Below are 23,069 nucleotides of genomic sequence, written 5' to 3' on the forward strand. Positions count from 1 at the left end.
CTGGCCGTCATATGAAAAGGTCTACTCCAACTGCCAAAGAAATCACCCACCAGCGCATTGTCGGGGCCGCCGCGCGCGCGATTAGACGAAGTGGCTACAACGGCACTAGCGTGGCCGACATCATGAAGGATGCTGGGCTGACGCACGGAGGTTTCTACGCGCACTTCGAATCCCGTGAAGCGATGCTTGCAGAGGCAGCCGACCAAGCGGGAGCAGAGGGCGTGGCGCTCATGGAGCACATCGCTGCCACCACGCCACCTCAGGAAGTGTTGCGGGCGATGGCGCAAGCTTATCTCTCGAAAGAGCACGTTGAGGGTGTGGAAACCGGCTGTGGAACCGCTGCACTCGCCTCGGAAATGCCGCGTCAGGCGCCAGAGGTCCGGCGTGCCGCAACGCGTCGCATCAAGGAGATGATCGATCTCGTTGCCCGGCAGTTGCCAGATTGGGGGCAACCGAGTGCGCACGAACATGCACTGGTCACCGTTGCGCTGATGGTCGGCACGTTGACGCTTGCACGTGCTGTCGATGACCCAAAGCTCTCCGACGCGCTACTTGCGGCTGCATTGAAGCAAGTCACTTCTGCCGGCGATGTCTAAGAGGGGGCGCCGGCACGGACGGGAGCACATTTTTTTTCTGGATCAAAATATGATGAATATCATATCTGGGTAAAGTTACTGTCGGTGGGACTTTTGTTGTCGAGTGCCACATTGCCTTTCAGAACTAGGGGGTGTCAAACGCCGACCCCGCTGCAGGTTCTGATGCAATGCAAGTCGGCATGGAAAGGGGACCGCACACGATTCGTCCTGGGAGTCGAAGCGTCAGTACATTCCCAACAACGTCATCGAAGCGGGCCGCGATTGTGTGGTTCGAATTGAGCCGAGGCAATCTTTTCCTCGTTCACGGCTCAAAGAGTTTCTATCCACGCTGCATTGCAGCATTGCCCGATATGCCAGTTTTCCGCGCGCGTTCTACTCGTCTTTGATCAGTTTCGGATACGCCTCATCCCGTAAGACCCTGCAGCTGACACCAGCACGCTGTATCCCAAACTAATCGAGCGCTGTATCCGCAACTAATCGATCACTTCATCAGCCGTTTTGAGGGCGATGCCACTTGTCCACAGCATCGCGCGCACCGCTTGCAGAACCTCCCGCAAGCATTTGACGCACAAGGGTTTGTTGCACGATGTAACAGGCACCTTCGATGTGGATAACTCACCCCGCGCGCATACGTTTTACGTGATCTGCACGTTTGCACAAACCCGTCAAGCCCTTTTGTGACTTGGGTCTTCGCCGTTTGGGCAGGTTATGCACAGAACATGTGGATAAGTCTGTGGGAAACATCATCCGACCCGCGTGGTGACGGGTTTTGATCGGCGCTGCTCGCGAATGTGGCAGGGGATTGTCGGGAGACGCCGGTCTGCACATTGCAACGATTGATTACAACTTGAAACAGCATATTGAGCGCCCGTTGGCCAGACTTCCGATACGCGATGGCTGATCGCGACCGACGCATTCAAGGAGAAGAACATGGTTCGGGTACTGACGATTCTGCTGGCCGGTGCCACGCTGCTGACTGCAACCGGCTGTGCCGACATGACGGCACGTCAACGTAATACCGCCATTGGTGCGGGTGTGGGTGGCTTGGCCGGCGCAGCCTTGATTGGCGGCCCCGGTGCTACGCTGGGCGGCGCCGCGCTGGGCGGCCTGGTGGGCAACGTATCGACGCGTTGATTTCGGTTCGACCTGGGCGTCGAACTGAAAAGAAACGGACCCGAGGTTAAACCTTTGGTCCGTTTTTTTATGCCTGCGCGCGGCTTCGGGTGCGCAGCAACTCTTCCAGTGCAGACACTTCAAGGGGTCGCCCAAACAGGAAGCCCTGCACTTCGTCGCATGCATGCGCGGACAAGAACGCCGATTGCTCGGGAGTCTCCACACCTTCGGCCGTGACCGTCATGTTCAGTGCGCGGGCCATTGCGATGATGGTCTTGGTGAGTGCCACGCAGTCGGCCACCCCGGGTACGCCGCTGATGAACGATCGGTCGATCTTGATGTTGTGGATCGGCAAGCTGCGCAGATACGACAGCGAAGAGAACCCGATGCCGAAATCATCAAGGGAGATACGCACGCCCCGCGCGGCCAGACTCATCAGCAGACGCTGTGTCGATTGCCGGTCGGCCAGCAGCACGCTTTCCGTCAATTCAAGCTCCAGCCGGCCCGGCGCCATGCCTGAGGACTTGAGTGCCTCGTCGACGTCGCGCTCGATCACGCCGGCATCGCACTGCCGCGCGGACACGTTGACCGCCATGCGGCCCGTGAAGCCGAACTTGCGCGCCCACGCCTCGCCCTGCGCGCAGGCTTGCATGAGCGCCCAGCGGCCGAGTTCGAGGATGTAGCCCGACTCCTCCGCCACGTCGATGAACTCGGTGGGTGACACTGCGCCCAGCTCGGGGTCGGACCACCGCATCAGCGCTTCGACCGCCACCAGTTCGCCAGATTCCAGCGCGTACTTGGGTTGATACACCAGCCGCACCTGACCTCGCCCCAGCGCACGCCGCATGCGCTCGTTGAGCGTGAAGCGGCGCAGCATCTGCGTTTCCAGCGCGCGCGAATACCGGGTGATGCGGTTGCGGCCGTTTTCCTTGGCGCGGTACATGGCGGCTTCAGCGTGACTGACTAGCGAGGCCGCATCGGCGCCGTCTTCGGGGTAGGCCGCCACGCCAATGCTGGCGGACAGATGCACCTCGCGTTCGCCGCCGGTGAAGGGGCGGGCCAGCGCGTCGAGCACCTGCTGCGCGAGTGTGTCGGCGGCCTTCGGGTCATCGATGGCCACGCAGAACTGGTCGCCACCCAGGCGGGCCAGCAACGCGCGCTGGCCCGCCTGGGCGCGGATGCGCTGCGCCGCCATGTTCAGCACCTGGTTGCCCACGTGGTGCCCCATCGCCTCGTTCACGGTTTTGAAGTGGTCCAGCCCGATATACAGCAGCGCGGATTCGCCCGTGGACGGCAGCGTCAGCCGCGCATCGAGCCGCTCGATGAACGCCGCCCGATTGGGCAGACCCGTGAGCGAATCCTTGGTCTCCAGCAGGCGAAGTTGCTCGTAGGCGGACCGCTCGGCCGTGATGTCGGTAAAGATGACCAGCACCGCATGCGGTGATGCGCTGTCTGGCGAGAACATCGGCAGCACCGATTCACGCAGCCACACGATCTGCCCATTGCCAGCCGGCACGCCCACGACGACGTTGCTGATCGCGCGCCCCGTGCGGGCGGCCAGCGTGGAGGGCCATGCGGCGCGCGGCAGGATGGCGCCGTCTTCGCCCAACATCATGTCGTTCAGTGCCACACGCGGGCGGCCTTTCCATGACGGGCCCGACATGCGCAGGATCTCGGCCGCGCTGCGGTTGTACGACAGCACGCGGCCATCGGTGGACAGCGTCAGCACGCCCTCGCTCAGATGGTTGACGACCAGCCGGTACTGATCGCGCAGCTCGCGGGACTGGCGATATTCATTCTCCAGGCGCAGCAGCTTGACCAGCGCGGCGATGTAGCGGCCGCACTCGGCGCGCAACGTTGCGTCGTCGGTCGGGTTGGCCGTTGGGAAGAAGAGGCAGAGCAGATCATCGGCGACGGCCATGCCGCCATGCTGGGCCGGGATGCGGCACAGCCATGTCGGCTGCACGGTATCCAACACGCGCACGAGCGCTTCGCGCACAGCCGTGGGCGCATTGGTTTCGCGAATCAGCTCGATGGGCGCCAGCTCATTGAGCAGTGGCGCGATGCGTGCCAGTTCGATATCGAATTCACCCTGCGCTGCGGTGGGCAGGTGCGCTGCACGATCGTCGCGCAATGCCAGCTTCGCCCGGGCGCGCTGCGTGCCATAGAGCCTCGCGCGCCCGGAGACGACACGCACCACCACGCAGAGCGTCGATGGCAACGCTGCTTCCAGCGCCCGCAGCGCAGCATGCAACCGCTCGCCCAGCGAGGCGGCGGACGGCAGTGTGGAAAGCAGATGATCGAGATGCTCGTGCGGCAGCGCGGCACCAATGGCCTCGACGCTGAGCACGCGTTCGCCGGCCTTGCCCGGCAGTTGCGCATCGAGCGGCAGCGGCAATCCGTGCACGACAACCTGCTGCGCCGGCAGCCCGTCAAAGCGGGTTGGCGTGACCGTCAGCCGAACGCTGACCACCTCGTTGGAGTCGCCTGCGCAAAGGGCGGAGACAAGTTGCGCCGCCGACGTGGCGCCAGCATCGGGCGGGCTTGCATCGGCGTCGCCGCCGGTATGGGTCTCGAGCCAGGCGGGCACGTCTTGGAAGAAGCGCGAAAAGGGCTCGCCGAGCAGTTGGTCGGACGAAAGCGCCCGCACCATGCAAACACCGGCTGCATTGGCAAAGACGATGCGGCCTTCGAGCACCACATAGAGCGGAACCGGAAGGCTTTGCGCCGACAACGGGTAGGAAATTTCGTCTGGCATCCCACGCTCCAACCTGAGGTATTGCCCAATATCTCACTCAGCATGGACCTCGGGCGACGCTGGCCACGAGAACGCCGGCTACCGGAAGCCGAGGGCAATGCTCTTCATGATGCGCAAAAGTCGTGCGCGGCGCAAAGCCTAGTTTGTGGCCGATACAACACATTGCGGATTCGGTTTGTCGGTCCCGATGTTGTTCGGGTGGGTGGCGGGTTTCAAATCGGTTTGCCGTGGCTTGGCTGGCGGCGCTGGTTCCATTTCGGAATCCCGGCCATTTCCATTTTCCTGCACGGTGAAGTGCTGATCGATCCAGCGATGCGTCAGTGCCAATCCGATTGCACACATCAAAACGCATGTTCCCATTGTCAGGATCAAATAAGCGCTGATCCGTTCGACAGAACGTTCGGGAAAGAAAAGCGTCGCGGCAACAAACAGGGAGCCGACCAGCGCGCCAAAGACCAAAAGCAGAGAGTAAAAACGACATGGCCAGGGCGAATTCATCGTTGTCTCGTCCAGCTGCAACCAAGAAAGGTGGCGCATTGAATCGTTTTACCGCTCGCTCAAATGAGCATGCCACTGCGGTCGCAATCGCGGTGCAATGGCATGCCCGGCATCCAGCAGCTTGCGTATGAATAGAAATTGCGTTTGCTGTACTGCTGCGATGCCGCAGATTGCCGCTTGGAGCAAGAACCGGAATTGCGGGACCCGGCAGCGCTTGCTATGGTGGTGGCACTGAAATGCAGCGCGATACCGGCTTGCGGCCTTGCATGATCGCGCACGCTAATCCGATGCGCCAATCTGGATTTCGGGTTGAAACCTGGGCATCCGGTGTGCCTCGATTTGATTTTTGGCTTAGTGGTACGGTTTGAAGGGACATGATCAAAAACGTTGAAATTTGATTTCAGTTATGAATACAATTGATCTAATATCTGATCCACACCAGACTTCACACCAGAATTTATTGGGAGCGCATATGGCGACATACAAGGAATTGGTTGCACAAAAGGCCAAACTGGAAGAGCAGATCGAAACTGCGCGTGCCAAGGAGCTGGAAGCGGTGATCCAGCAAGTGCGCCAGACGGTTGCCGAATATGGCCTGACGGCTGAAGACCTGGGCCTGGCTCAGCGTCGCGGCCGCCGTGCCGGTGCGAAAGCGCCGGTGCCGGCCAAGTACCGTGACCCGAAGACGGGCGCAACGTGGTCCGGCCGCGGCCGTGCTCCGGCCTGGATCGGCAAGAACCGCGATAAATTCCTGATCGCCTGATCTGCCAGGCGCTGCCTGACGCGCGCGCAAGCGTGCAATGCAAATGGCCCACCTGCCCGGTGGGCCATTTGCATTGCTGCCCCCGATGATCGTTCCTGTATAACGACGGCATGACGCCACGCCTGCCCAAATACCTTGAACTGGCCGACCGCATTCGGCTCGACATCCTGCACGGAACGCTGCCGGCGGGCAGCATCGCGCCCAGCGAGAACGAAGTCGCCCAGCGCTACGGCGTATCGCGCTTGACGGCGCGCCGCACGCTGAATGAGCTGGCGGCGCGCGGGCTGCTCCGGCGCTCGCGGGGGCAGCGGAGCGTGGTGCTCGATCGCGTGGGACCGCATCGGCCGGTGCTGTACGCGCCGGGCCAGTCCGACGCAGCGCTGGAATACGTGCCGGGGGCCGTCTATACGGTCAGCGCATTTCGATTGGAGTTGGCCGACGAGACCGTGGCCGCTGCGCTTGACCTGGCGGTCGGCGCGCAGGTGGCGTTCGTCGAGCGTCGCGCCCAGGTGGATGGGCAACCCATCATGCTGCTGCGTACTTGGCTGACGTCCAGGCTCGCGGCGATGCTGGAGGCGCGCGACTTTGAAGATCGCCTGTTCGTGCAGGTCTTCCAGCGCGCCAATCTGACTATCGCGCGCTCACGCGAGGCGCCGCTTGCCTGTGTGTCCGATGCCCACCAGGCTGCGCAGCTCGGTGTGGAAGCGGGTGTGCCCCTGGTGCGCGTGCGCCGCATCGGCTACAGCGTGGCCGACGTGCCGATCTCCCTCACGTACTGCGATTTTTCCCCCGAGCGCTACACGCGCGAAGTCGACATCCGCGTGCTCCAAAACGACTGAAAGCGCACTGCGCCAGACCGGTGCAGAAACGGCGCCACACACCCCGCGATGGGGACTTGTCCGCCTAAAGTATTCAAGCTAGTCTGCGCCCCTTCCCCAGAAAACGTATTTATTTGTGAAGCGACGCTTTGCCGACAACGTATTGGCACGGCAGTTGCATTCACGGCGCCATCTCAGCGGCGGCGGGTTGAGCCACCTGCCGCTTCAACGCTGATTCAGTCGATTCAACACACCGGAACCACAAGAGGGAGAAATCAACAATGCAACTCAAGCGACGTTTTTCGCTGGCCGCACTGGCTGCCGCGGCGGCCCTGACTGCAGGCGCGGCGCAGGCCCAATCGTCTGTGACGCTGTATGGCCAGGTGGATGCCTGGGCGGGCGCCACCAAGAACCTGGGCCAGGACCGCGCCTGGGGCGTCAACTCGGGCGGCATGTCGACGTCATACTGGGGCATGAAGGGCAGCGAAGATCTGGGCAACGGCCTGAAGGCCATCTTCACGCTGGAAGCGTTCTTCCGTCCCGACACCGGCAAGTCCGGCCGCTTTGATGGCGACCACTTCTTCGCCCGTAATTCGTTTGTCGGTCTGCAGTCGAACAGCTGGGGCTCGATCAAGCTCGGCCGTAACACCCCGCCGTACTTCGTTTCGACGATCCTGTTTAATCCGTTCATCGATTCGTACACGTTCTCGCCGATGGTGTTCCACACCTACCTCGGCAACGGCCGTACGGGCGCCGCAGGTATCTCGGGCCTGGTGGGGGATTCTGGCTGGGACAACTCGATCATGTATTCCACGCCGGACATGGGCGGCCTGACGGCCAACCTGATCTACGGCGCGGGCGAGCAAGCCGGCCACAACGGTCAGAACAAGTGGGGCGGCAGCCTGCTGTACTTCCGTGGCAACTTTGCAGCAACGGCGGCGTTCCAGCAGGTGCGCTACGACGGCGCGCCTGGCGACCTGAACAGCCTGGTGGCTGGCTTTGCGCGCCAGACGGCGGGGCAGTTGGGTGCCACGTATGACTTTGGCGTGGTCAAGCTGTACGGCCAATACCAGTACATCAAGAACACGATCAGCACCGGCGACGCGAAGAGCAACGGCGGTCAGCTGGGCGTGTCGATTCCGGTGGGCCCGGGCGCCGTGCTGGCATCGTATGCCTACACGAAGACCTCGGGTGCGGCTGACGTGAAGCGCAACACCTGGGCGGTGGGCTACGACTATTCGTTGTCCAAGCGCACCGATGTGTATGCGGCTTACTTCCGCGACAAGGTGTCGGACCTCTCGACGGCTGACACCTTCGGTGTAGGCATTCGCGCAAAGTTCTAAGCCTTCGCGTTCTGCTTTTCCTTGTCACCGCCCACGTGTCGACAGCGTGGGCGGGCATTTGCAACGGCGTCCGGATTCCGGGCGCCGTTTTTTGTTATGTGGAAAAACCGAAAGGGCGGCGGCGTCAGCCGGTGCGCGCCAGGCGCAACGGCGGCGAGAGCGGCGCTGGGGCCTCGGCTCCAATGTTTGGCTGATTCAGCAGCATGGCGCCGCGCTGCGTGGCCACGAAGACAGCCTCGGTACGGCTGCGCACTTCAAGCCGGCGATACAGCGCGTTGATATGCGCCTTGGTTGTCGCCTCGGAAATACTCAGCATGCGGCTGATGGTTTTGACCGGATGCCCGCGCGAGAGCAAGACGAGAATCTCATATTGCCGCTGCGTCAGGCCGAGCAACGCGCCATCGTCATTACCGTTGGCCGAACTTGCCGCAATCGCTTCAGGCCGTGTCAGCACGATCGACGCCGGCACATAACGGCCGCCGGCGAGCACCAATTCCAATGCCGCTGCAATCAATTTGCCGGAATAGCTTTTCAGCAGATATGCCGAGACATTCAATTGCATCAGCGTACGCACATGCGCAGCGGAATCGGTTTCGCCCAGTACGGCGACATGTCGGGGATGCGGCTGTTGAAGCAGCCGGGAGAGGGCTGGCAGATCGTCGATGCCGGGTAAGGGCAGGCCGATCAGGGCCAGTTCGGCGTCCGCATGCGCCGCGAGGTTTTCAAAGAGAGCTTCGTCCGGCTCGACGCTGACCACTTCGGTGATGGCCGGCAAGGATTGCAACACATGGGTCGCGCCGGCACGCACCAAAGGGTGTGCCTCCACTACGATTGATTTCACTGCGCCGCCTGTCTGGTTATGGTTTGTTTGCCCATTTCCGGAATCAGCTTGTTGCCGCGCCTATTTGGACCACTGGGTCCAAAATCAATGCAGCCGTGCTTGTGGAAAATGCTTCTGGCGTGCGGTCTCGGTATATTCCCCGTTCAACCGGCAGTCACCGCAGTGCGGTGCCGCCGGGCCGAAACCTTGGCACGCCATTCAGGCGCAATTTCCTTCCGGTTTTTCTTGTTTATGTCGCCAGGCGCGGAGGATTAACCCCGCCAAAATCGCAGAATAAATCCCCAGCATGCTTGTTGCACCCATCAATGGGATGTAAACCTTTTTGTTTACCCCGATCGGTGGTGTGCTGGACCCTCTATACATAGCAGGATCAGGCAGCAGCAGCTAGCCCCACTTCACGCCCATTGACGTAAGCGTAAAGCGGGGCTTTTGTACCCAAAAACGTGTTGTGGTGGCTTATTGCGCGACGACGGAGAAGCGTGGCATCGACAGCGGCTGTTTGCCGTCGCGGCCGTAGGGTGTGCCGCCGCCGTTGTTGGCAGCATGCAGGACGGACAGCGCGTTCTGCGTGGCACGCAGGCGCAGGTCGATCAGGGTGCCGTTGTCGATGTTGCGCTGGCGCAGCAGGCGGGCCAGGGCCAGGTTTTCGTCGAACAGGCGGCTGGCGGTTTCGTCGGTGCGCAGGTATTTGACCAGCCCGTACGGATCGGCACCGCCGTGCTGGGCCCACCACAGGCGGCGGTCGCGGTCGGCTTCGCCCAACGCAGCGAGCTGTTTCTGCTTGGTCTGGGTGATGTGCTCGAGTTCCACCATGTCGCCGTCGCGCAACGCCTGCGCTTCGGCATCCAGGGTGAGGGTGGCTGCGCGCAGCAGTTCCTGCTCGTCGGCAAGGGTGCGGATCAGCAGTGTGTTGTCCATGGTGACTACCTCAGGCTGGGAAGCTTGGGCAGCCGCCGGCCGGCACGCCGCCCCGCCGCGATCAGTCCGGAGGCGGAAACCCTCGGACCGGCGGCGTCAGAAAATACAGGGGACGGACGACGGGAACCCCCCGTCAGACCTTCTTGGAGCGCGTGGAGAGCAGCGATTGCGCGTCGGAAAGCGCCGCATCGGCGATCTTGCCGGCGTCCATCTTGAGCGTGCCGTTCTGAATAGCACTGCGGATCTGCTCGACGCGTGCGGCGTCGAAGTCGCCGCTGCCCACTTGGCGCGAGACTTGTTGGACCGACAGCGACGGCGAATCGCCGGTGTGGCGCGTGGTGCCCGAAGCCGTCGTAGCGGCCGGGGACGAGCCGGTCGCGCGCGTCGACCCGGACGCAGCGTCCTTGGTCGGCGCAACGGCCGGCGTGTTGTTCACGATATGGTTGATTTTCACGGGTGTCTCCGAAGAGCGCGTTCATCCTATCACCCATAACGGCCAACCCCGGCTCAAACTTTAGCGGCAGGTATCGATAACGCATCACGGTTAAAAGTGATCAGTCGTTATCAATTTGGTCTTAAAACTGGATCGCCACGACGCCAGCGGACTGAGCAATGCCGGAGACGACATTGCCGTTGGCGGTGCGCACCTGCGCCACCTGGCCCACGGCCGCCTGGTTCAAGGCCCGGCCGTCGCTGCTGACCTGGAAGCCGCCGCCCTCGGCGAGGAGCTTGACCGTCTGGCCGGCCTGCACGGCAATCGGCAGGCGCAGGCTTTCGGCGCGCAGCGGCTGGTTGGCAGCCACGCTGGTGAGCAGTACACGCCCCACCACATCGGCCGGCTGTTGCACGACCGAGGCCGGCAGCATCGAAAGGTCGCCCGTGCGGGCTTCCAGATCGCCCATATCGAGCGTCTTGCCCGGCGAGAGCTGGTGCGACGCGACGTAATACGTCCCCGTAATCTGAATCGTGGCCGGCACCCAGGCCGCCCAGGCGTGCGGCGAGCGGCAGCGCACGCCCACTTGTATACGGCCGCGCAGGCGGTTGGCCGCCGGCAGCATCAGGTCGATCTGGTCGCAGGGCTGATTGGCCACGCGTGCATCCACGGGGCCAACTTCCACCGACGCACGTGGCGCGCCCGTCTCATTCGTGCCGCCCAGGATGTCCAGTTGCGACTGCAGTTGCTGCTGAATCTGCATCTGGATGGCGTTCGGCCCCTGGATGGTGGTGGGCTGCGCGGGCTGTTGCACGGCCTGGGCCGGCGGATAGCCGACGCGCACCATGCCCTGTGCGTGCGCCAGGATCGGGTGCACGACGCTGGCCAGCAGGCCCAGCGCCAGGATCAACAACAGCTTGCGCTGGCGCCCAGCCAGCGGCATGGCCGTGACGGAAGTTCGGGTCGGGTGGTGCGCGCTGCGTGCAAACCGCGTGGACATGGAGAGCCCCTTCATCAAAAGTCCGGTGAAGTTTAGCCACGCGTGCGCGAGCGCCAAATGCGGAAATGTCGGCCAATCCCCCCCTTATTCGGACGAATGGTCTTGCACACCGGCCCCTAGACTTTGCAACGTGGTGAAGTCCCTGGCGTTGTGCGGTTCCTGGCCGTACAGCCTGTTCCGGTAGGTGGCGAGGTTGCTCGTTCTTCGGCCAGATATCGGATTCGCAGACAGGTCTTTTCCACTGAGGTCGCATGACGGCAACTCAGCATGACAAGCGGTTCAGCGGTTTTGGAGACGGCATCGGCGGTTTTGAAGGGGCCGCTGATGCCGAGTTCTCCGTCCGAAGGGAACGCGCAACACGCAAACGCAATACAGAACAGAACGCAACCCAGGCGGGTGGCAGCAGTAACCAGGGCGCCACGCGCAAGGAATGACAGACATGGTCGACAAGCTGGATCAGTTGTTCGGTTTTCAGGAGCAGGCGCTGCACTTGCGCTCGCAGCGTCACCAGATCCTGGCCTCGAACATCGCCAACGCCGATACGCCCAACTACAAGGCGCGCGACTTCGATTTTCAGTCGGCGCTGCAGAAGGCGGTCGGCCAGCAAAGCGGTAACAGCCTGCCGATGACGGCAACGGCTGCGGGCCACCTGACGGTAGATGGCGCACCGGCCGGCGAGGTGTCGCTGATGCAGGCGTCGCTGTCGCAGCAGACCAAGGCGCTGCAGGGCGAAGTGCAGTACCGCACGTCGCAGCAGCCGTCCATCGACGGCAACACGGTGGACATGGATGGCGAGCGCATGCGCTTTGCCGATAACACCGTGCGCTACGAGGCCGATCTGAGCATCGTGACGCAGAAGATCAAGTCGATGCTGGCAGCGATTCAAAACAGCTAGCGCGACGTAGCAGAGCAGTAAGAGCAGCAGACAGGCAATTAAGACGACCGCGCAGCAATCACGCGCGGCGAAAGAGGGGCGGGAACTGTGTGGCGCTCCGGGCCGGGAAATATCGGTCCGGAGCAAGCCGCCATACAGAACAACCGGATCGGTCCGGCAGCGGTGCCGGCAACAGTATTTGAAGACATCGGAATCAACATGTCGCTATTCAAGGTGATGGATGTAGCTGGCAGCGCGCTCACCGCGCAGTCCAAGCGCATGAACGTGGTCGCCTCCAACCTGGCTAACGCCGAAAGCGTGACGGGCCCGGACGGCAAGGCGTACCGCGCCAAGCAGGTGGTGTTCTCGCCCGTGCAGGAGTCTGACGACTACGCCACCGGCGTGTCGGTCGACCGTGTGGTCGAAGACACCGTCACCCCCATGAAGCGCATGCACCAGCCGGGCAACCCGCTGGCCGATGCAGACGGCTACGTGACCATGCCGAACGTCGATGTGGTGGACGAAATGGTCAACATGATTTCTGCGTCGCGCTCGTACCAGGCCAACGTGGAAGTCGCCAACACCACCAAGACGATGGCCTCCAAGGCTCTGACTCTGGGCCAGTAAGCGGCTCTATTCATCGCGAGACACGAACATGACCGTCAGCTCAACCAGCAGCACCACCGGCACCTCTAGCACGACCTCCGGCAACCAGCTTGCCATCACCAGCGGCACCGATCTGCAGAACACGTTCATGCAGTTGCTGGTTGCGCAGTTGCAAAACCAGGATCCGCTCAACCCGATGGACAACTCGCAGATGACCTCGCAGCTTGCGCAGATCAACACTGTGAACGGTATCCAGCAACTGAACACCACCATGTCGAGCATGGCAACGCAGAACGCGGCCACGCAGGCTTCGTCGCTGATCGGCCGCACCGTGCAGGTGCCGTCGTCCAACCTGACGCTGGCCTCCAGCACGGCCAACTTCGGCATCTCGGTACCCAACGGCGCCGACGATGTGGTCGTGACCATCAAGGATGCCAACGGCAACACCGTGCGTTCGGTCGATCTGGGCCAGATGTCCGCCGGCAGCGGCAACTACACCTGGAACGGCAAGAACGACAGCGGCGCCACGGTGGCCGACGGCTCGTACTCCATCTCGGTTTCCGCCACGCTTGGCGGCAAGATCACAACGGCCAACGCCACCGGCGCCGACAAGGTGACGGGCGTGACCATCACCAACGGAACGACGCAGCTGCAACTGGCCTCGGGCAACACGGCCAAGCTGTCGGACGTCACCACCATTCAGTAACGGGTCGAACCCGCTTTTTTATCTACGGGAGAACATTATGGGATTCCAGCAAGGCCTCAGCGGTCTCGACGCCGCCTCTGCAAACCTCGACGTGATCGGCAGCAACGTGGCAAACGCCAACACTGTCGGCTACAAGAAATCGACCGCCGAGTTTGGCGACGTGTACGCACGCTCGCTCGTGGGTGCGTCCGACAACCAGATCGGCCAGGGCGTGAGTGTGACCAAGGTGTCGCAGTCGTTCACGCAGGGCAACGTGACCAACACCGGCAACCCGCTGGACATCGCCATCAACGGCACGGGCTTCTACCGCATGGTCGACCCGTCCAGCGGCCAGGTGTCGTACACGCGTAACGGCCAGTTCCAGACCGACAAGAACGGTTTCATCATCTCGGCCACCGGCCAGAACCTGACCGGCTACGGCGTGGATTCCACCGGCAAGGTCAACACGGCCGTGCTGACCAACCTGAAGATTCCCGTCAACGACCTGGCGCCGCTGGCCACCACCAACACCGCGTTCGGCGTGAACCTGGATGCGGCCGCCACGGCGCCGACCACCACGCCGTTCTCGCCCACCAACTCGGCCACGTTCAACCACTCCGTTTCGGAACAGGTGTACGACGGCACGGGCACGGCCCACATGCTGACCAACTACTACGTGCGCACCGCCGCGGGCTGGGATGTGTACTCGCAAGTGGACGGCAACAACCCGACCGGCGGCAACCCGGTTACGTCGCTCACCTTCAACAGCAGCGGCCAGCTGACTTCCACGCCGAGCAAGATCGCCACGGCCTTCCCCGGCATGAGCATCGCCAGCATGGATTTCACGGGCACCACGCAGTACGGCGGCGGCTATAACGACACCGCCCCGGGCGTGACGCAAGACGGTTACGCCACTGGCCGCCTGGCCAGCTACGCGGTCGGTACCGATGGCACCGTCACCGCGCGCTACTCCAATGGCCGCACGGCAACGCTGGGCCAGGTCGCCATGGCCAACTTCAAGGCACCGGAAGGCCTGCAGAACATCGGCGGCAACCAGTGGGTGGAAACGTCCAACTCGGGCGCCCCCAACCTGGGTACGCCGGGCATGGGCTCGTTCGGCTTGCTGCAGTCATCGGCGGTGGAGCAATCCAACGTGGACCTGTCTGCCGAGCTGGTCAACATGATCATTGCCCAGCGCTCGTATCAGGCCAACGCGCAGACCATCAAGACGCAGGACACCATTCTGCAGACCCTGGTGACGATGTAATCGTCGTTGCCCGAAGCTGACTGACCGCACACCAAGGACACTCGCATGGACCGCTCGATCTACGTGTCGATGACTGGCGTAAAGCACCTGTTCGATCAACAGGCTGCCAGCGCCAACAACCTCGCCAACGCCAGCACAACCGGCTTCAAGGCGCAGATCGACGCGTTCCATACGGTGGGTGTGCAAGGCGATGGGTCGCCGACGCGCAGCTATGTGATGGCCTCGGCCATCGGTACGGACCTCGCGCCCGGCCCGATCGAGACCACGGGCCGCAGCCTGGACGTGGCCATCGACGGGCAAGGCTTCTTTGCCGTACAGACGCCCGAAGGCGGCGAGGCTTACACCCGCGCCGGTACGTTCCAGCTCGGTCCTGACGGCACGATCCAGACGCTCTCCGGCCAGCCCGTGCTGGGTGACGGCGGCCCGATCACGCTGCCGCCCGATACCACGGTGCAGTTTGCCAAGGACGGCACGGTCAACGCGATCAGCGCCGACAGCCGTACGCCGCCCGTGTCGCTGGGCCGTCTGAAGCTGGTGAGCATCGACCCGTCGAACATCGACCGCGGCGCCGACGGCCTGTTCCGTCAGCGCGACGGTCAGGACGCCGACGTGGATGAAAAAGTTCGTGTGACCGGCGGGGCGCTGGAAGGCAGCAACGTCAACCTGACCGACTCGCTGGTCAACATGATCGAAATCTCGCGCCAACTGGAAATGCAGATGAAGTCGCTGCACACGAGCGACACGAACGCCCAGTCGGCCAATGAACTGCTGCGCCACGCCTGAGCGGCCGGCGCAATGAATTGAATCAACCAAGGACTCGAACATGATTCGCTCCCTGTGGATTTCCAAAACCGGGATGGACGCCCAGCAATCGCAGCTGGATGTCATCTCGAACAACCTGGCGAACGTCAACACGACGGGCTTCAAGCGCTCGCGCGCCGTGTTCGAAGACTTGCTGTATCAGAACGTGCGCGAGCCGGGTGCGCAGTCGTCGCAACAGACCACGCTGCCTTCGGGCATGCAGATCGGTACCGGTACGCGCATCGTCGCCACCGAGCGTCTGCACACGCAGGGCAACCTGCAGCAGACCGGCAATTCGACCGACGTGGCCATCAACGGCAACGGCTTCTTCCAGGTGCAGATGCCCGACGGCACGCTGGCCTACACGCGTGACGGCAGCTTCCAGATCAACGCGCAGGGCCAGCTCGTGACCTCGAGCGGTTACCCGGTCCAGCCGGCCGTGACGGTGCCGCAGAACGCCACCAGCCTGACCATCGGCAAGGACGGCGTTGTGACGGTCACCACGCCGGGCGCGGTCAACAACACGCAGGTGGGCACGTTCCAGTTGGCCAACTTCATCAACCCGGCCGGCCTGCGCAGCATGGGCGAAAACCTGTACGCCGAAACCGAAGCGTCGGGCACGGCCAACCTGGCCAACCCGGGCTCGAACGGCGTGGGCGCGCTCAATCAGAACTACGTTGAAACGTCCAACGTGAACGTGGTGGAAGAAATGGTCAACATGATCCAGACGCAGCGTGCGTATGAGATCAACAGCAAGTCGGTCCAGACGTCGGACCAGATGCTGGAGAAGCTGTCTCAGCTTTGAGCTGACGGCGCAGTTTTTGAGGATGTAGTGCGATGCATACCCCCCCGGTTTACTCGCTCCAGAATGGCAAGCACAGCGGCCGCGCTGTGTCTGCTGTTCGAGTCGTTCGATTGGCCGTGCTTGGCACGGCCGCCTTGCTCGCTACGGCGTGCGGCATGCTGCCGCCGCCGGCCCCGATCGTGCAGGGTCCGACAACCGCGCGCCCACCGATGCCGGTGATGGCGCCGCGCCAGAACGGGGCGATCTACCAGGAAGTGGCATCGGGCAGCGGCGGGTTCCGCGGCATGTTTGAAGACCGCCGCGCCCACATGGTGGGCGACACAATCACAATCGTGATCACAGAAAACACGGCGGCCAGCAAGCAGACCTCCGGCAGCGTCAACCGCTCGGGCAGCATGAGCGCTTCGGTGCCGACCTTCGCCGGCATGAACGCTGGCGTGCTGTCTTTGCTGGGTGTGTCGGCCAGCGACGCCAACAAGTTCGACAGCAAGGGCGCCAACGGTGCACAGAACAACTTCACGGCCACGATTACCGTCACGGTGGTGGAAGTGCTGGGCAACGGCAACCTGGTGGTGAGCGGCGAGAAGCAGATGGCCGTTGGCCAGGGCACCGAGTCGATCAAGTTCTCCGGCGTGGTCAACCCGACCACCGTCAACAATCAAAACACCGTGTTGTCTACCCAGGTGGCGGACGCACGCATGGAATACCGCGGCACGGGCTACGTGGCCGAGTCGCAGCAGATGGGCTGGCTGTCGCGGTTCTTCCTGACCGTGTCGCCGTTCTAAGGGATCTGCCATGACTTTGCATCGAACGAGGTTCTATCGAACCCTTGGCGCGGCCCTGGTGGCATTGAGCGCAATTTCCGCGGTTGTTCCGACAACGGCACACGCTGATCGCATCAAGGATCTGACCACCGTTGCCGGCGTGCGCGACAACGCGCTGATCGGCTACGGCCTTGTCGTGGGCCTGGACGGAAGCGGCGACCAGACCACGCAGACCCCCTTCACGGTCCAGAGCTTCAACAACATGCTCACGCAGTTCGGCATCAACGTGCCGCCCGGTGCGAGCATCCAGCTCAAGAACACCGCTGCCGTGGTGGTGACGGCCACGCTGCCTGCCTTTGTGCGGCCGGGCCAGACCATCGACGTGACGGTGTCGTCCATCGGTAACGCCAAGAGCCTGCGTGGCGGCACGCTGCTGCTCACGCCGCTCAAGGGCGTGGACGGCCAGCTCTACGCATTGGCACAAGGCAACGTGGTGATTGGCGGCGCAGGCGCATCGGCCAATGGCAGCAAGGTGCAGATCAATCAACTCGGCGCTGGCCGCATCGCCAATGGCGCCACGGTGGAGCGCGCCGTGCAGGCCACGGTGGGTGAGGCCGGCAGCATCCAGCTCGATACCGGCACGACGGATTTCGGCACCGTGCAGAACATCGTTACCGCCATCAACAAGCAGTTTGGCTCGGATACGGCGCAAGCCGCGGACGGCCGCACGATCAACGTGCGCGCACCGGCCCTGGCGTCGGACCGCGTCGGCTTCCTGGCCAAGCTACAGAACATTGACGTGACGCCGGCGCTGGCCGCTGCACGTGTGGTGATCAACGCCCGCACGGGCTCGGTGGTCATGAACCAGCTCGTCAAGCTCGAGCCCTGCGCGGTGGCGCACGGCAGCCTGTCGGTCACCATCAGCACGGACCCGGTCGTGAGCCAGCCGGCGCCGTTCTCGCAAGGGCAGACGGTGGCCGCAGCGCGCTCGAACATCGAGGTCAAGCAGCAAGGCGGCAGCCTTATCAACGTGAAGGGCGGCACCAACCTTGCGGACGTGGTCAAGGCCATCAACGCGATTGGCGCCAACCCGCAAGACCTGATCTCGATCCTGCAGGCGATGAAGGCGGCCAACGCGCTGCGCGCCGATCTGGAAATCATCTGACGCTGGGGAGGCCACGATGAACCAAACCGACCTCACCAGCCGCCTGGCGCTCGACTCCAAGGGTTTCGAGTCGCTCAAGCAAACGGCGCGTACGGACCCGACCGGCGCCGCCAAGACCGTCGCCAAGCAGTTCGACGCGATCTTCGTGAACATGATGCTCAAGCAGATGCGCGATGCAACGCCGCAGAACGGGCCGCTCGATTCGTCGTCGAGCAAGATGTACACGTCGATGCTCGACCAGCAGCTTTCGCAGACGATGGCCTCGCGCGGCGTGGGCGTGGCAGACCAGCTTCTGAAGCAGATGCTGCGTCAGGCTACGCACGTGAACCCGGATGCGGGCGGCAAGGTGAATACCGCGCTGTCCAACACCACGGCCACCAATACCGCGCTGCCAGGTGCGACCGGCTCCACGAGCGATGCCGCCAAGGCGATCGCCCGTTCGTCGCTCAACAGCATGGCCGCCGCCGTTGCGCCAGGCACGGAAGACGACGGTTCGGGCATCAGCACCGTGCCGCGCCCGGGCCTGGAAGAACGCGTGCAACGTGCACTGGCCGCCCTGCGCAAGCAGGCGGATGCGCAAGCCCAGGCGCCGAGCGCACCGCCCGAGGTTGACCTGTCGACGGTGGCCGCTGAGCCGCGTGGCGAGCGCATGACCAGCTTCTACAACAAGCTGATCGGCCACGCATCGCAGGCCGCGCAGGAAACTGGCATTCCGGCCAACTTCATGATCGGCCATGCCGCGCTGGAGTCCGGCTGGGGCCGTCGCGAGATCAAGGCACGCGACGGCACGAACACGCACAACCTGTTCGGCATCAAGGCTGGCGGCTCGTGGGCAGGCAAAACTGCCACGGTGACCACCACCGAATACATCGGCGGCGTCGCCCACAAGGTTCAGGAGAAATTCCGCGCCTACAGCTCATATGCCGAGGCATTCAAGGACTACGCCAACCTGCTGGCCAACAACCCGCGCTACAGCAACGTCGTGGCAGCCGGCAACGGCAACGACGCGGCGTCGTTCGCCAAGGGCTTGCAGCGCGCGGGCTACGCCACCGATCCGAACTACGCCCACAAGATCATGGCGGTGCTCAAACAGATCGTTTGAGTGATCTAAGAAGCATATTTTGGCGACGACGGCCGGCTCAAGTTTGCGCTTGTCCGGCCGATGTTGTTTCTAGAGCTTATTTCGGCGGCTTCATGCTGCCCGCACCGAGACAACTATGAGCAGCTCCCTTCTGAATATTGGCGCGTCCGGCCTGCGGGTTGCCGATATCAACCTGCAAGTGACCGGCAACAACATTGCCAACGCCAGCACGCCCGGCTATTCGCGCCAGGAAGCCGTGCAGACGGAAAACATTCCGCTGTACGCCGGCGTGGGCTATCTCGGCCAGGGCGCCAATGTCACGACCGTCAAGCGCATCTACGACCAGTTCCTGACTGCGCAGGTACAAAGCGGCCAGGCTTCGACCAGCGCGGCCGATCAGCTCAACAGCCTGGTGTCGGGCCTGAGCAAGTACATGTCGGACAGCAACAGCGGCCTGACTTCGTCGCTCACCAGTTTCTTCAATGCCGCCGATGGCCTGGCCTCCAAGCCATCGGATACCACCGCGCGCCAGGTTTTCCTGAACGCGGCTGCGGGCCTGCAAAGCCGCTTCAATTCGATTGCCGGGCAGCTGAGTTCGCTCAACAACCAGGTCAATACGCAGGTGCAGACGCAGATCAGCTCGGTCAACGGCACCGCGCAGCAGATCGCCTCGTTGAACGACCAGATTTCCAAGGCGGAAGCGTCGACCGGCCAGCCGGCCAATGACCTGCGTGACCAGCGCGACCAGCTTGTGCAGACGCTCAACCAGTCGATCAAGGCGAGCGTGGTGCAGACCGGCGACGGCCAGTTCAACATCTACGTGGGCAACGGCCAGGCGCTGGTGCAGGGCAACCAGAGCTACCAGTTGACGGCGGTGCCGTCGCAGTACGACCCGACGCAACTGTCGGTCGGCTACAAGAGCCCGGGCGGCACGGTCAACATCGACGACAGCCAGCTCGGCGGCGGTGCGCTCGGCGGCCTGATGGACTTCCGCAGCAATACGCTCATTCCGGCGCAGAACAGCCTGGGCCGCTTGGCCACGGCCGTGACGGCCGACGTGAATGCGCAGAACAAGCTCGGCATGGACGCCAACGGCAAGATGGGCACGGACCTCTTCTCCGTGGCCAGCCCGAGCGTTGCGCCCAGCACGAACAACACCGGCAGCGGCACGCTCACTGCCAGCATCACCAACGCCAATGCGGGGCAAGGCTACGACTACCAGGTCAAGTACCAGGGCGGCGCCTACACCGTTTCGCACTATCCGGACGGCTCCGCCTCTGTAACGGTGTCGAGCTGGCCGACCACGATTGACGGTGTCACGCTGAACCTGTCGGGCACGATGAACAGCGGCGATTCCTTCCTGGTGCGTCCGACCGCCAACGCGGCCGCGACCATGCAGACGCTCACCACCGATTACCACAACGTGGCGGCGGCCTCGCCCGTGGTGTTCAACCAGGGCAGCAACAACACGGGCAGCGCCGCGGTGTCGTCGTTGGGCGTGGACAGCACGTATGCCGGTTCGCCGCTTACTTCGCCAATCAACCTGACGTACAGCTCGGCCGTCGGCGGCTCGCTGTCGGGGTTCCCAGGCAGCGTGACGGTCACGGCGGGCGGCACGTCCACCACGTACACGGGTGGCACGGCACCGTACACGCAGGGCGCGACGTATGCGTTCAACGGCGTGCAGATGACGCTGTCGGGCTCGCCCGGCAACGGCGATACGTTCACCATTTCGGCCAACACCGCCAACAGCACCGACAACGGCAACGCCAGCGCGCTGGCCAAGCTGCGCAACAGCAACCTGCTGGACGGCGGCACGACGTCGATCGGCACAGCGTGGAACAACCTCGTCACCCAGGTGGGTGTGCAGGCCAACCGGGCCAGCACCAACCTGACCTCGCAGAAGGCGCTGCTGGCCAGCTCCACGCAACAGCAGCAGTCGGTGTCGGGGGTGAACCTCGATGACGAAGCGATGAACCTGATGAAGTATCAGCAGGCCTACCAGGCGTCCGCCAAGGTGATGCAGACCGCCAATTCGCTGTTCGCCAGCTTGCTGTCGATTGCCGGCGGCTGATCGGGACGGCTGAAGAAATCGCCCCGCCTGCCGATAACGTCCTAAAGCCCTACCGTCCGGACCGATCATGCGAGTCAGTACCGCCCAATTCTTTGCAGCGTCTTCCGCTTCGATGCAGAACACGCAATCGAACCTGCTCACGTTGCAGCAGCAGATTGCGAGCGGCATCGCGCTCAACAGCGCGGGCGACAACCCCAGCGCGTTTGGTCAGATGGCGCAACTGCAGCAAACGCAGGACGCCAACGATCAATACCAAGCCAATCGCGACGCCACCGACGCGCGCCTGACCAACGTGTCTTCGGCGCTGACCAACCTGGTGACCACGCTGCAGCAGGGCAAGCAGACATTGGTGGGGGCCAACACCTCGCTGATGACGGATTCGCAGCGAATTGGTGTGCTGGCGCAGGTCAAGCAGCAGTACCAGCAGTTGCTGTCGACGGCCAACCAGCGCGATGCCGCAGGCGTGGCCCTGTTTGGCGGCGCCAACGGCACGACCGATCCTTTCACCAATACCAGCGGTTCCGTGCAGTACGTTGGTAGCGGTCAGCCGCCCACGGTGCAGGTATCCCAGAACATCTCGATGCCGAATTCGGTGTCGGGTGATTCGGTGTTCGTGCGCATCCCCAACTCGGATACGTCCAACCCGAACACCAACCAGAGCATCTTCAAGACGTACGAGAACCTGATCTCGGCGCTGTCGACCCCGATCAGCGCGGCCACCCAGGCCACCGACGTCGCGAACCTGCAAAAGGCCGTGCAGACGGCGCAGGGCAATCTGGACAACGCCTATCAGGTCGCCCTGCAAGCGCAGGTGACGGTGGGCACGCAGCAAGCGCAGATCACCACGCTCAACAGCAGCGGCTCGAACTACGGCGAGCAGTTGAAGGAGCAGATCTCGAAGCTGCAATCGGTGGACTACACCACCGCCATTTCGCAGTTTTCTCAGCAGCAGGTGTCGCTGCAGGCCGCGCAGAAGACGTTCACGGCCATGCAGGGCATGTCGCTGTTCCAGTACATCAATCCTTGATCCGCCGCGGGCAGACGGTGGGGTGGCGCGGCGTATCATGTCGGCTAACCTACAGTCAGGACTGGTCATGCCTATCCAGTATCTTCGCCGCCTGACCAGCCCGGAACGCTCAGAGGACGCCAACCGGCGCCTCGGTCAGTCGCTGGCCTTCGTGGCGGGCGCCGCCAACGCAGGCGGATTCCTCGCCGTCAAGCAATACACCTCCCACATGTCCGGCATCGTCTCGGCGATGGCCGACTCGCTTGTGCTGGGCGATATCGTGCTTGTGCTCGCCGGCTTCGCCTCGCTGCTGGCATTCCTTTGTGGTGCCGCCTGCACGGCGGTGCTCGTCAACTGGGGCCGCCGGCGCAGCACGCAGAGCGAATTCGCGTTGCCGCTCATGCTTGAGGCCGCGCTGCTGTTGCTCTTCGGCCTGATGGGCACGTCGCTGGGGCAATACCGGGTCGTGTTCGTGCCGGCCACCGTGGCGCTGCTGTGTTTCCTGATGGGCCTGCAGAACGCCATCATCACCAAGATTTCGAAAGCGGAAATCCGCACCACGCACGTGACCGGCCTGGCCACCGATATCGGCATCGAAATCGGCAAGGCGATCTACTGGAACCACGGGCATCGCAACCTGCCGGCCGTCGTGGCCAACCGGCCCAAGCTGCGACTGCTGGCGTCGTTGCTGGGGATGTTCTTCGTGGGCGGCGTGGCAGGCGCGTTGGGCTTCAAGTATCTGGGTTATGCCGCCACGATTCCGCTGGCGTCCATCCTGATGCTGCTGGCCGTTGTGCCGGTGGTGGATGATTTGTTGGCGCGCAGGTGGTAAGCGGGCCCGGGCTGCATCGGCCTGCGCG

Annotated in this window: 24 protein-coding genes; 18 read left to right on the top strand and 6 right to left on the bottom strand. The window is 63.1% G+C overall.

From position 1 onward, the window contains the following. Positions 1 to 11: 11 nt before the first annotated feature. Positions 12 to 596, top strand: a complete 585-nt coding sequence (locus tag NKG59_RS21550) for a TetR/AcrR family transcriptional regulator (RefSeq protein WP_253541195.1) — start codon at positions 12 to 14, stop codon at positions 594 to 596. 930 nt (positions 597 to 1,526) lie between these two features. Then, the gene (locus NKG59_RS21555; protein WP_009277078.1) at positions 1,527 to 1,730 is read left to right on the top strand and encodes a hypothetical protein; all 204 of its coding nucleotides are present in this window, start codon (positions 1,527 to 1,529) and stop codon (positions 1,728 to 1,730) included. Between the two features lie 67 nt (positions 1,731 to 1,797). On the opposite strand, the gene NKG59_RS21560 is transcribed toward NKG59_RS21555, so the two are convergent. Next, the gene (locus NKG59_RS21560) at positions 1,798 to 4,467 is read right to left on the bottom strand and encodes a putative bifunctional diguanylate cyclase/phosphodiesterase (RefSeq protein ID WP_253541207.1); all 2,670 of its coding nucleotides are present in this window, start codon (positions 4,465 to 4,467) and stop codon (positions 1,798 to 1,800) included. A gap of 138 nt (positions 4,468 to 4,605) precedes the next feature. After that, on the bottom strand, positions 4,606 to 4,965 hold the full coding sequence (locus NKG59_RS21565; protein ID WP_253541209.1) for a hypothetical protein: 360 nt from the start codon (positions 4,963 to 4,965) through the stop codon (positions 4,606 to 4,608). A gap of 472 nt (positions 4,966 to 5,437) precedes the next feature. Between NKG59_RS21565 and NKG59_RS21570 the strand changes: the two genes are divergently transcribed. From NKG59_RS21570 to NKG59_RS21580, 3 genes are all read left to right on the top strand, one after another. Continuing rightward, the gene (locus NKG59_RS21570) at positions 5,438 to 5,728 is read left to right on the top strand and encodes an H-NS histone family protein (RefSeq protein ID WP_004631395.1); all 291 of its coding nucleotides are present in this window, start codon (positions 5,438 to 5,440) and stop codon (positions 5,726 to 5,728) included. 110 nt (positions 5,729 to 5,838) lie between these two features. Then, a complete protein-coding gene (locus NKG59_RS21575; protein ID WP_253541211.1) occupies positions 5,839 to 6,567 on the top strand; it encodes a GntR family transcriptional regulator in 729 nt (242 codons plus the stop codon). A gap of 260 nt (positions 6,568 to 6,827) precedes the next feature. Then, positions 6,828 to 7,889, top strand: a complete 1,062-nt coding sequence (locus NKG59_RS21580; protein WP_045203518.1) for a porin — start codon at positions 6,828 to 6,830, stop codon at positions 7,887 to 7,889. Between the two features lie 124 nt (positions 7,890 to 8,013). Here the strand turns inward: NKG59_RS21580 and NKG59_RS21585 are convergent, their stop codons facing one another. From NKG59_RS21585 to flgA, 4 genes are all read right to left on the bottom strand, one after another. Then, positions 8,014 to 8,730: a LuxR C-terminal-related transcriptional regulator gene (locus NKG59_RS21585; protein ID WP_253541213.1), complete on the bottom strand. Its 717-nt coding sequence runs from the start codon at positions 8,728 to 8,730 to the stop codon at positions 8,014 to 8,016. Positions 8,731 to 9,186: 456 nt separating this feature from the next. Continuing rightward, on the bottom strand, positions 9,187 to 9,648 hold the full coding sequence (locus NKG59_RS21590; protein WP_045203516.1) for a flagella synthesis protein FlgN: 462 nt from the start codon (positions 9,646 to 9,648) through the stop codon (positions 9,187 to 9,189). A 133-nt stretch (positions 9,649 to 9,781) separates the two neighbouring features. Continuing rightward, positions 9,782 to 10,102: a flagellar biosynthesis anti-sigma factor FlgM gene (flgM, locus tag NKG59_RS21595; RefSeq protein WP_024977563.1), complete on the bottom strand. Its 321-nt coding sequence runs from the start codon at positions 10,100 to 10,102 to the stop codon at positions 9,782 to 9,784. Positions 10,103 to 10,223: 121 nt separating this feature from the next. Further along, on the bottom strand, positions 10,224 to 11,081 hold the full coding sequence (flgA, locus tag NKG59_RS21600) for a flagellar basal body P-ring formation chaperone FlgA (RefSeq protein ID WP_045203515.1): 858 nt from the start codon (positions 11,079 to 11,081) through the stop codon (positions 10,224 to 10,226). Positions 11,082 to 11,332: 251 nt separating this feature from the next. On the opposite strand from flgA, the gene NKG59_RS21605 reads away from it, so the two are divergent. The 13 genes from NKG59_RS21605 to NKG59_RS21665 all read left to right on the top strand — a co-directional run bounded on the left by NKG59_RS21605 (position 11,333) and on the right by NKG59_RS21665 (position 23,041). After that, positions 11,333 to 11,515 (top strand): hypothetical protein, encoded by a 183-nt coding sequence (locus NKG59_RS21605; protein ID WP_253541215.1) that lies wholly within the window; start codon positions 11,333 to 11,335, stop codon positions 11,513 to 11,515. A gap of 5 nt (positions 11,516 to 11,520) precedes the next feature. Then, positions 11,521 to 11,976, top strand: a complete 456-nt coding sequence (gene flgB, locus NKG59_RS21610; RefSeq protein ID WP_253541789.1) for a flagellar basal body rod protein FlgB — start codon at positions 11,521 to 11,523, stop codon at positions 11,974 to 11,976. A 198-nt stretch (positions 11,977 to 12,174) separates the two neighbouring features. Further along, complete coding sequence (gene flgC, locus NKG59_RS21615; protein ID WP_024977566.1) at positions 12,175 to 12,582, top strand: flagellar basal body rod protein FlgC; 408 nt, start codon at positions 12,175 to 12,177, stop codon at positions 12,580 to 12,582. Between the two features lie 28 nt (positions 12,583 to 12,610). Beyond that, entirely contained in the window at positions 12,611 to 13,267 is a 657-nt protein-coding gene (locus NKG59_RS21620; RefSeq protein ID WP_253541218.1) for a flagellar hook assembly protein FlgD, read from the top strand. Positions 13,268 to 13,304: 37 nt separating this feature from the next. Next, positions 13,305 to 14,513: a flagellar hook protein FlgE gene (gene flgE, locus NKG59_RS21625; protein ID WP_045203512.1), complete on the top strand. Its 1,209-nt coding sequence runs from the start codon at positions 13,305 to 13,307 to the stop codon at positions 14,511 to 14,513. 45 nt (positions 14,514 to 14,558) lie between these two features. Continuing rightward, on the top strand, positions 14,559 to 15,296 hold the full coding sequence (gene flgF, locus NKG59_RS21630) for a flagellar basal-body rod protein FlgF (RefSeq protein ID WP_045203511.1): 738 nt from the start codon (positions 14,559 to 14,561) through the stop codon (positions 15,294 to 15,296). 40 nt (positions 15,297 to 15,336) lie between these two features. Then, positions 15,337 to 16,119: a flagellar basal-body rod protein FlgG gene (gene flgG, locus NKG59_RS21635; RefSeq protein WP_112187279.1), complete on the top strand. Its 783-nt coding sequence runs from the start codon at positions 15,337 to 15,339 to the stop codon at positions 16,117 to 16,119. A 32-nt stretch (positions 16,120 to 16,151) separates the two neighbouring features. Continuing rightward, positions 16,152 to 16,904 (top strand): flagellar basal body L-ring protein FlgH, encoded by a 753-nt coding sequence (locus NKG59_RS21640; RefSeq protein ID WP_253541222.1) that lies wholly within the window; start codon positions 16,152 to 16,154, stop codon positions 16,902 to 16,904. 10 nt (positions 16,905 to 16,914) lie between these two features. Further along, positions 16,915 to 18,048: a flagellar basal body P-ring protein FlgI gene (locus tag NKG59_RS21645; RefSeq protein ID WP_253541257.1), complete on the top strand. Its 1,134-nt coding sequence runs from the start codon at positions 16,915 to 16,917 to the stop codon at positions 18,046 to 18,048. A 16-nt stretch (positions 18,049 to 18,064) separates the two neighbouring features. After that, a complete protein-coding gene (gene flgJ, locus NKG59_RS21650; protein ID WP_253541260.1) occupies positions 18,065 to 19,150 on the top strand; it encodes a flagellar assembly peptidoglycan hydrolase FlgJ in 1,086 nt (361 codons plus the stop codon). Positions 19,151 to 19,265: 115 nt separating this feature from the next. Continuing rightward, positions 19,266 to 21,203 carry a flagellar hook-associated protein FlgK gene (gene flgK / locus NKG59_RS21655; protein ID WP_253541263.1) on the top strand — a complete coding sequence of 646 codons (1,938 nt, stop codon included), beginning with the start codon at positions 19,266 to 19,268 and terminating at the stop codon, positions 21,201 to 21,203. A gap of 67 nt (positions 21,204 to 21,270) precedes the next feature. Next, positions 21,271 to 22,230 (top strand): flagellar hook-associated protein FlgL, encoded by a 960-nt coding sequence (flgL, locus tag NKG59_RS21660; protein WP_024977574.1) that lies wholly within the window; start codon positions 21,271 to 21,273, stop codon positions 22,228 to 22,230. Between the two features lie 67 nt (positions 22,231 to 22,297). Next, positions 22,298 to 23,041, top strand: coding sequence for a YoaK family protein (locus tag NKG59_RS21665; protein WP_045203505.1), 744 nt, complete (start codon positions 22,298 to 22,300; stop codon positions 23,039 to 23,041). The last annotated feature ends 28 nt before the right edge of the window (positions 23,042 to 23,069 follow it).

Origin of the sequence: Ralstonia chuxiongensis (assembly GCF_024158925.1) — a bacterium.
Classification (GTDB): domain Bacteria; phylum Pseudomonadota; class Gammaproteobacteria; order Burkholderiales; family Burkholderiaceae; genus Ralstonia; species Ralstonia chuxiongensis.

Excerpts from the sequence above, each read along its gene's own strand:
- NKG59_RS21550 (WP_253541195.1), top strand. The coding sequence starts at position 12 with ATGAAAAGGTCTACTCCAACTGCCAAAGAAATCACCCACCAGCGCATT.
- NKG59_RS21555 (WP_009277078.1), top strand. The coding sequence starts at position 1,527 with ATGGTTCGGGTACTGACGATTCTGCTGGCCGGTGCCACGCTGCTGACT.
- NKG59_RS21560 (WP_253541207.1), bottom strand. The coding sequence starts at position 4,467 with ATGCCAGACGAAATTTCCTACCCGTTGTCGGCGCAAAGCCTTCCGGTT.
- NKG59_RS21565 (WP_253541209.1), bottom strand. The coding sequence starts at position 4,965 with ATGAATTCGCCCTGGCCATGTCGTTTTTACTCTCTGCTTTTGGTCTTT.
- NKG59_RS21570 (WP_004631395.1), top strand. The coding sequence starts at position 5,438 with ATGGCGACATACAAGGAATTGGTTGCACAAAAGGCCAAACTGGAAGAG.
- NKG59_RS21575 (WP_253541211.1), top strand. The coding sequence starts at position 5,839 with ATGACGCCACGCCTGCCCAAATACCTTGAACTGGCCGACCGCATTCGG.
- NKG59_RS21580 (WP_045203518.1), top strand. The coding sequence starts at position 6,828 with ATGCAACTCAAGCGACGTTTTTCGCTGGCCGCACTGGCTGCCGCGGCG.
- NKG59_RS21590 (WP_045203516.1), bottom strand. The coding sequence starts at position 9,648 with ATGGACAACACACTGCTGATCCGCACCCTTGCCGACGAGCAGGAACTG.
- flgA (WP_045203515.1), bottom strand. The coding sequence starts at position 11,081 with ATGTCCACGCGGTTTGCACGCAGCGCGCACCACCCGACCCGAACTTCC.
- NKG59_RS21605 (WP_253541215.1), top strand. The coding sequence starts at position 11,333 with ATGACGGCAACTCAGCATGACAAGCGGTTCAGCGGTTTTGGAGACGGC.
- flgB (WP_253541789.1), top strand. The coding sequence starts at position 11,521 with ATGGTCGACAAGCTGGATCAGTTGTTCGGTTTTCAGGAGCAGGCGCTG.
- flgC (WP_024977566.1), top strand. The coding sequence starts at position 12,175 with ATGTCGCTATTCAAGGTGATGGATGTAGCTGGCAGCGCGCTCACCGCG.
- NKG59_RS21620 (WP_253541218.1), top strand. The coding sequence starts at position 12,611 with ATGACCGTCAGCTCAACCAGCAGCACCACCGGCACCTCTAGCACGACC.
- flgE (WP_045203512.1), top strand. The coding sequence starts at position 13,305 with ATGGGATTCCAGCAAGGCCTCAGCGGTCTCGACGCCGCCTCTGCAAAC.
- flgF (WP_045203511.1), top strand. The coding sequence starts at position 14,559 with ATGGACCGCTCGATCTACGTGTCGATGACTGGCGTAAAGCACCTGTTC.
- flgG (WP_112187279.1), top strand. The coding sequence starts at position 15,337 with ATGATTCGCTCCCTGTGGATTTCCAAAACCGGGATGGACGCCCAGCAA.
- NKG59_RS21640 (WP_253541222.1), top strand. The coding sequence starts at position 16,152 with ATGCATACCCCCCCGGTTTACTCGCTCCAGAATGGCAAGCACAGCGGC.
- NKG59_RS21645 (WP_253541257.1), top strand. The coding sequence starts at position 16,915 with ATGACTTTGCATCGAACGAGGTTCTATCGAACCCTTGGCGCGGCCCTG.
- flgJ (WP_253541260.1), top strand. The coding sequence starts at position 18,065 with ATGAACCAAACCGACCTCACCAGCCGCCTGGCGCTCGACTCCAAGGGT.
- flgK (WP_253541263.1), top strand. The coding sequence starts at position 19,266 with ATGAGCAGCTCCCTTCTGAATATTGGCGCGTCCGGCCTGCGGGTTGCC.
- flgL (WP_024977574.1), top strand. The coding sequence starts at position 21,271 with ATGCGAGTCAGTACCGCCCAATTCTTTGCAGCGTCTTCCGCTTCGATG.
- NKG59_RS21665 (WP_045203505.1), top strand. The coding sequence starts at position 22,298 with ATGCCTATCCAGTATCTTCGCCGCCTGACCAGCCCGGAACGCTCAGAG.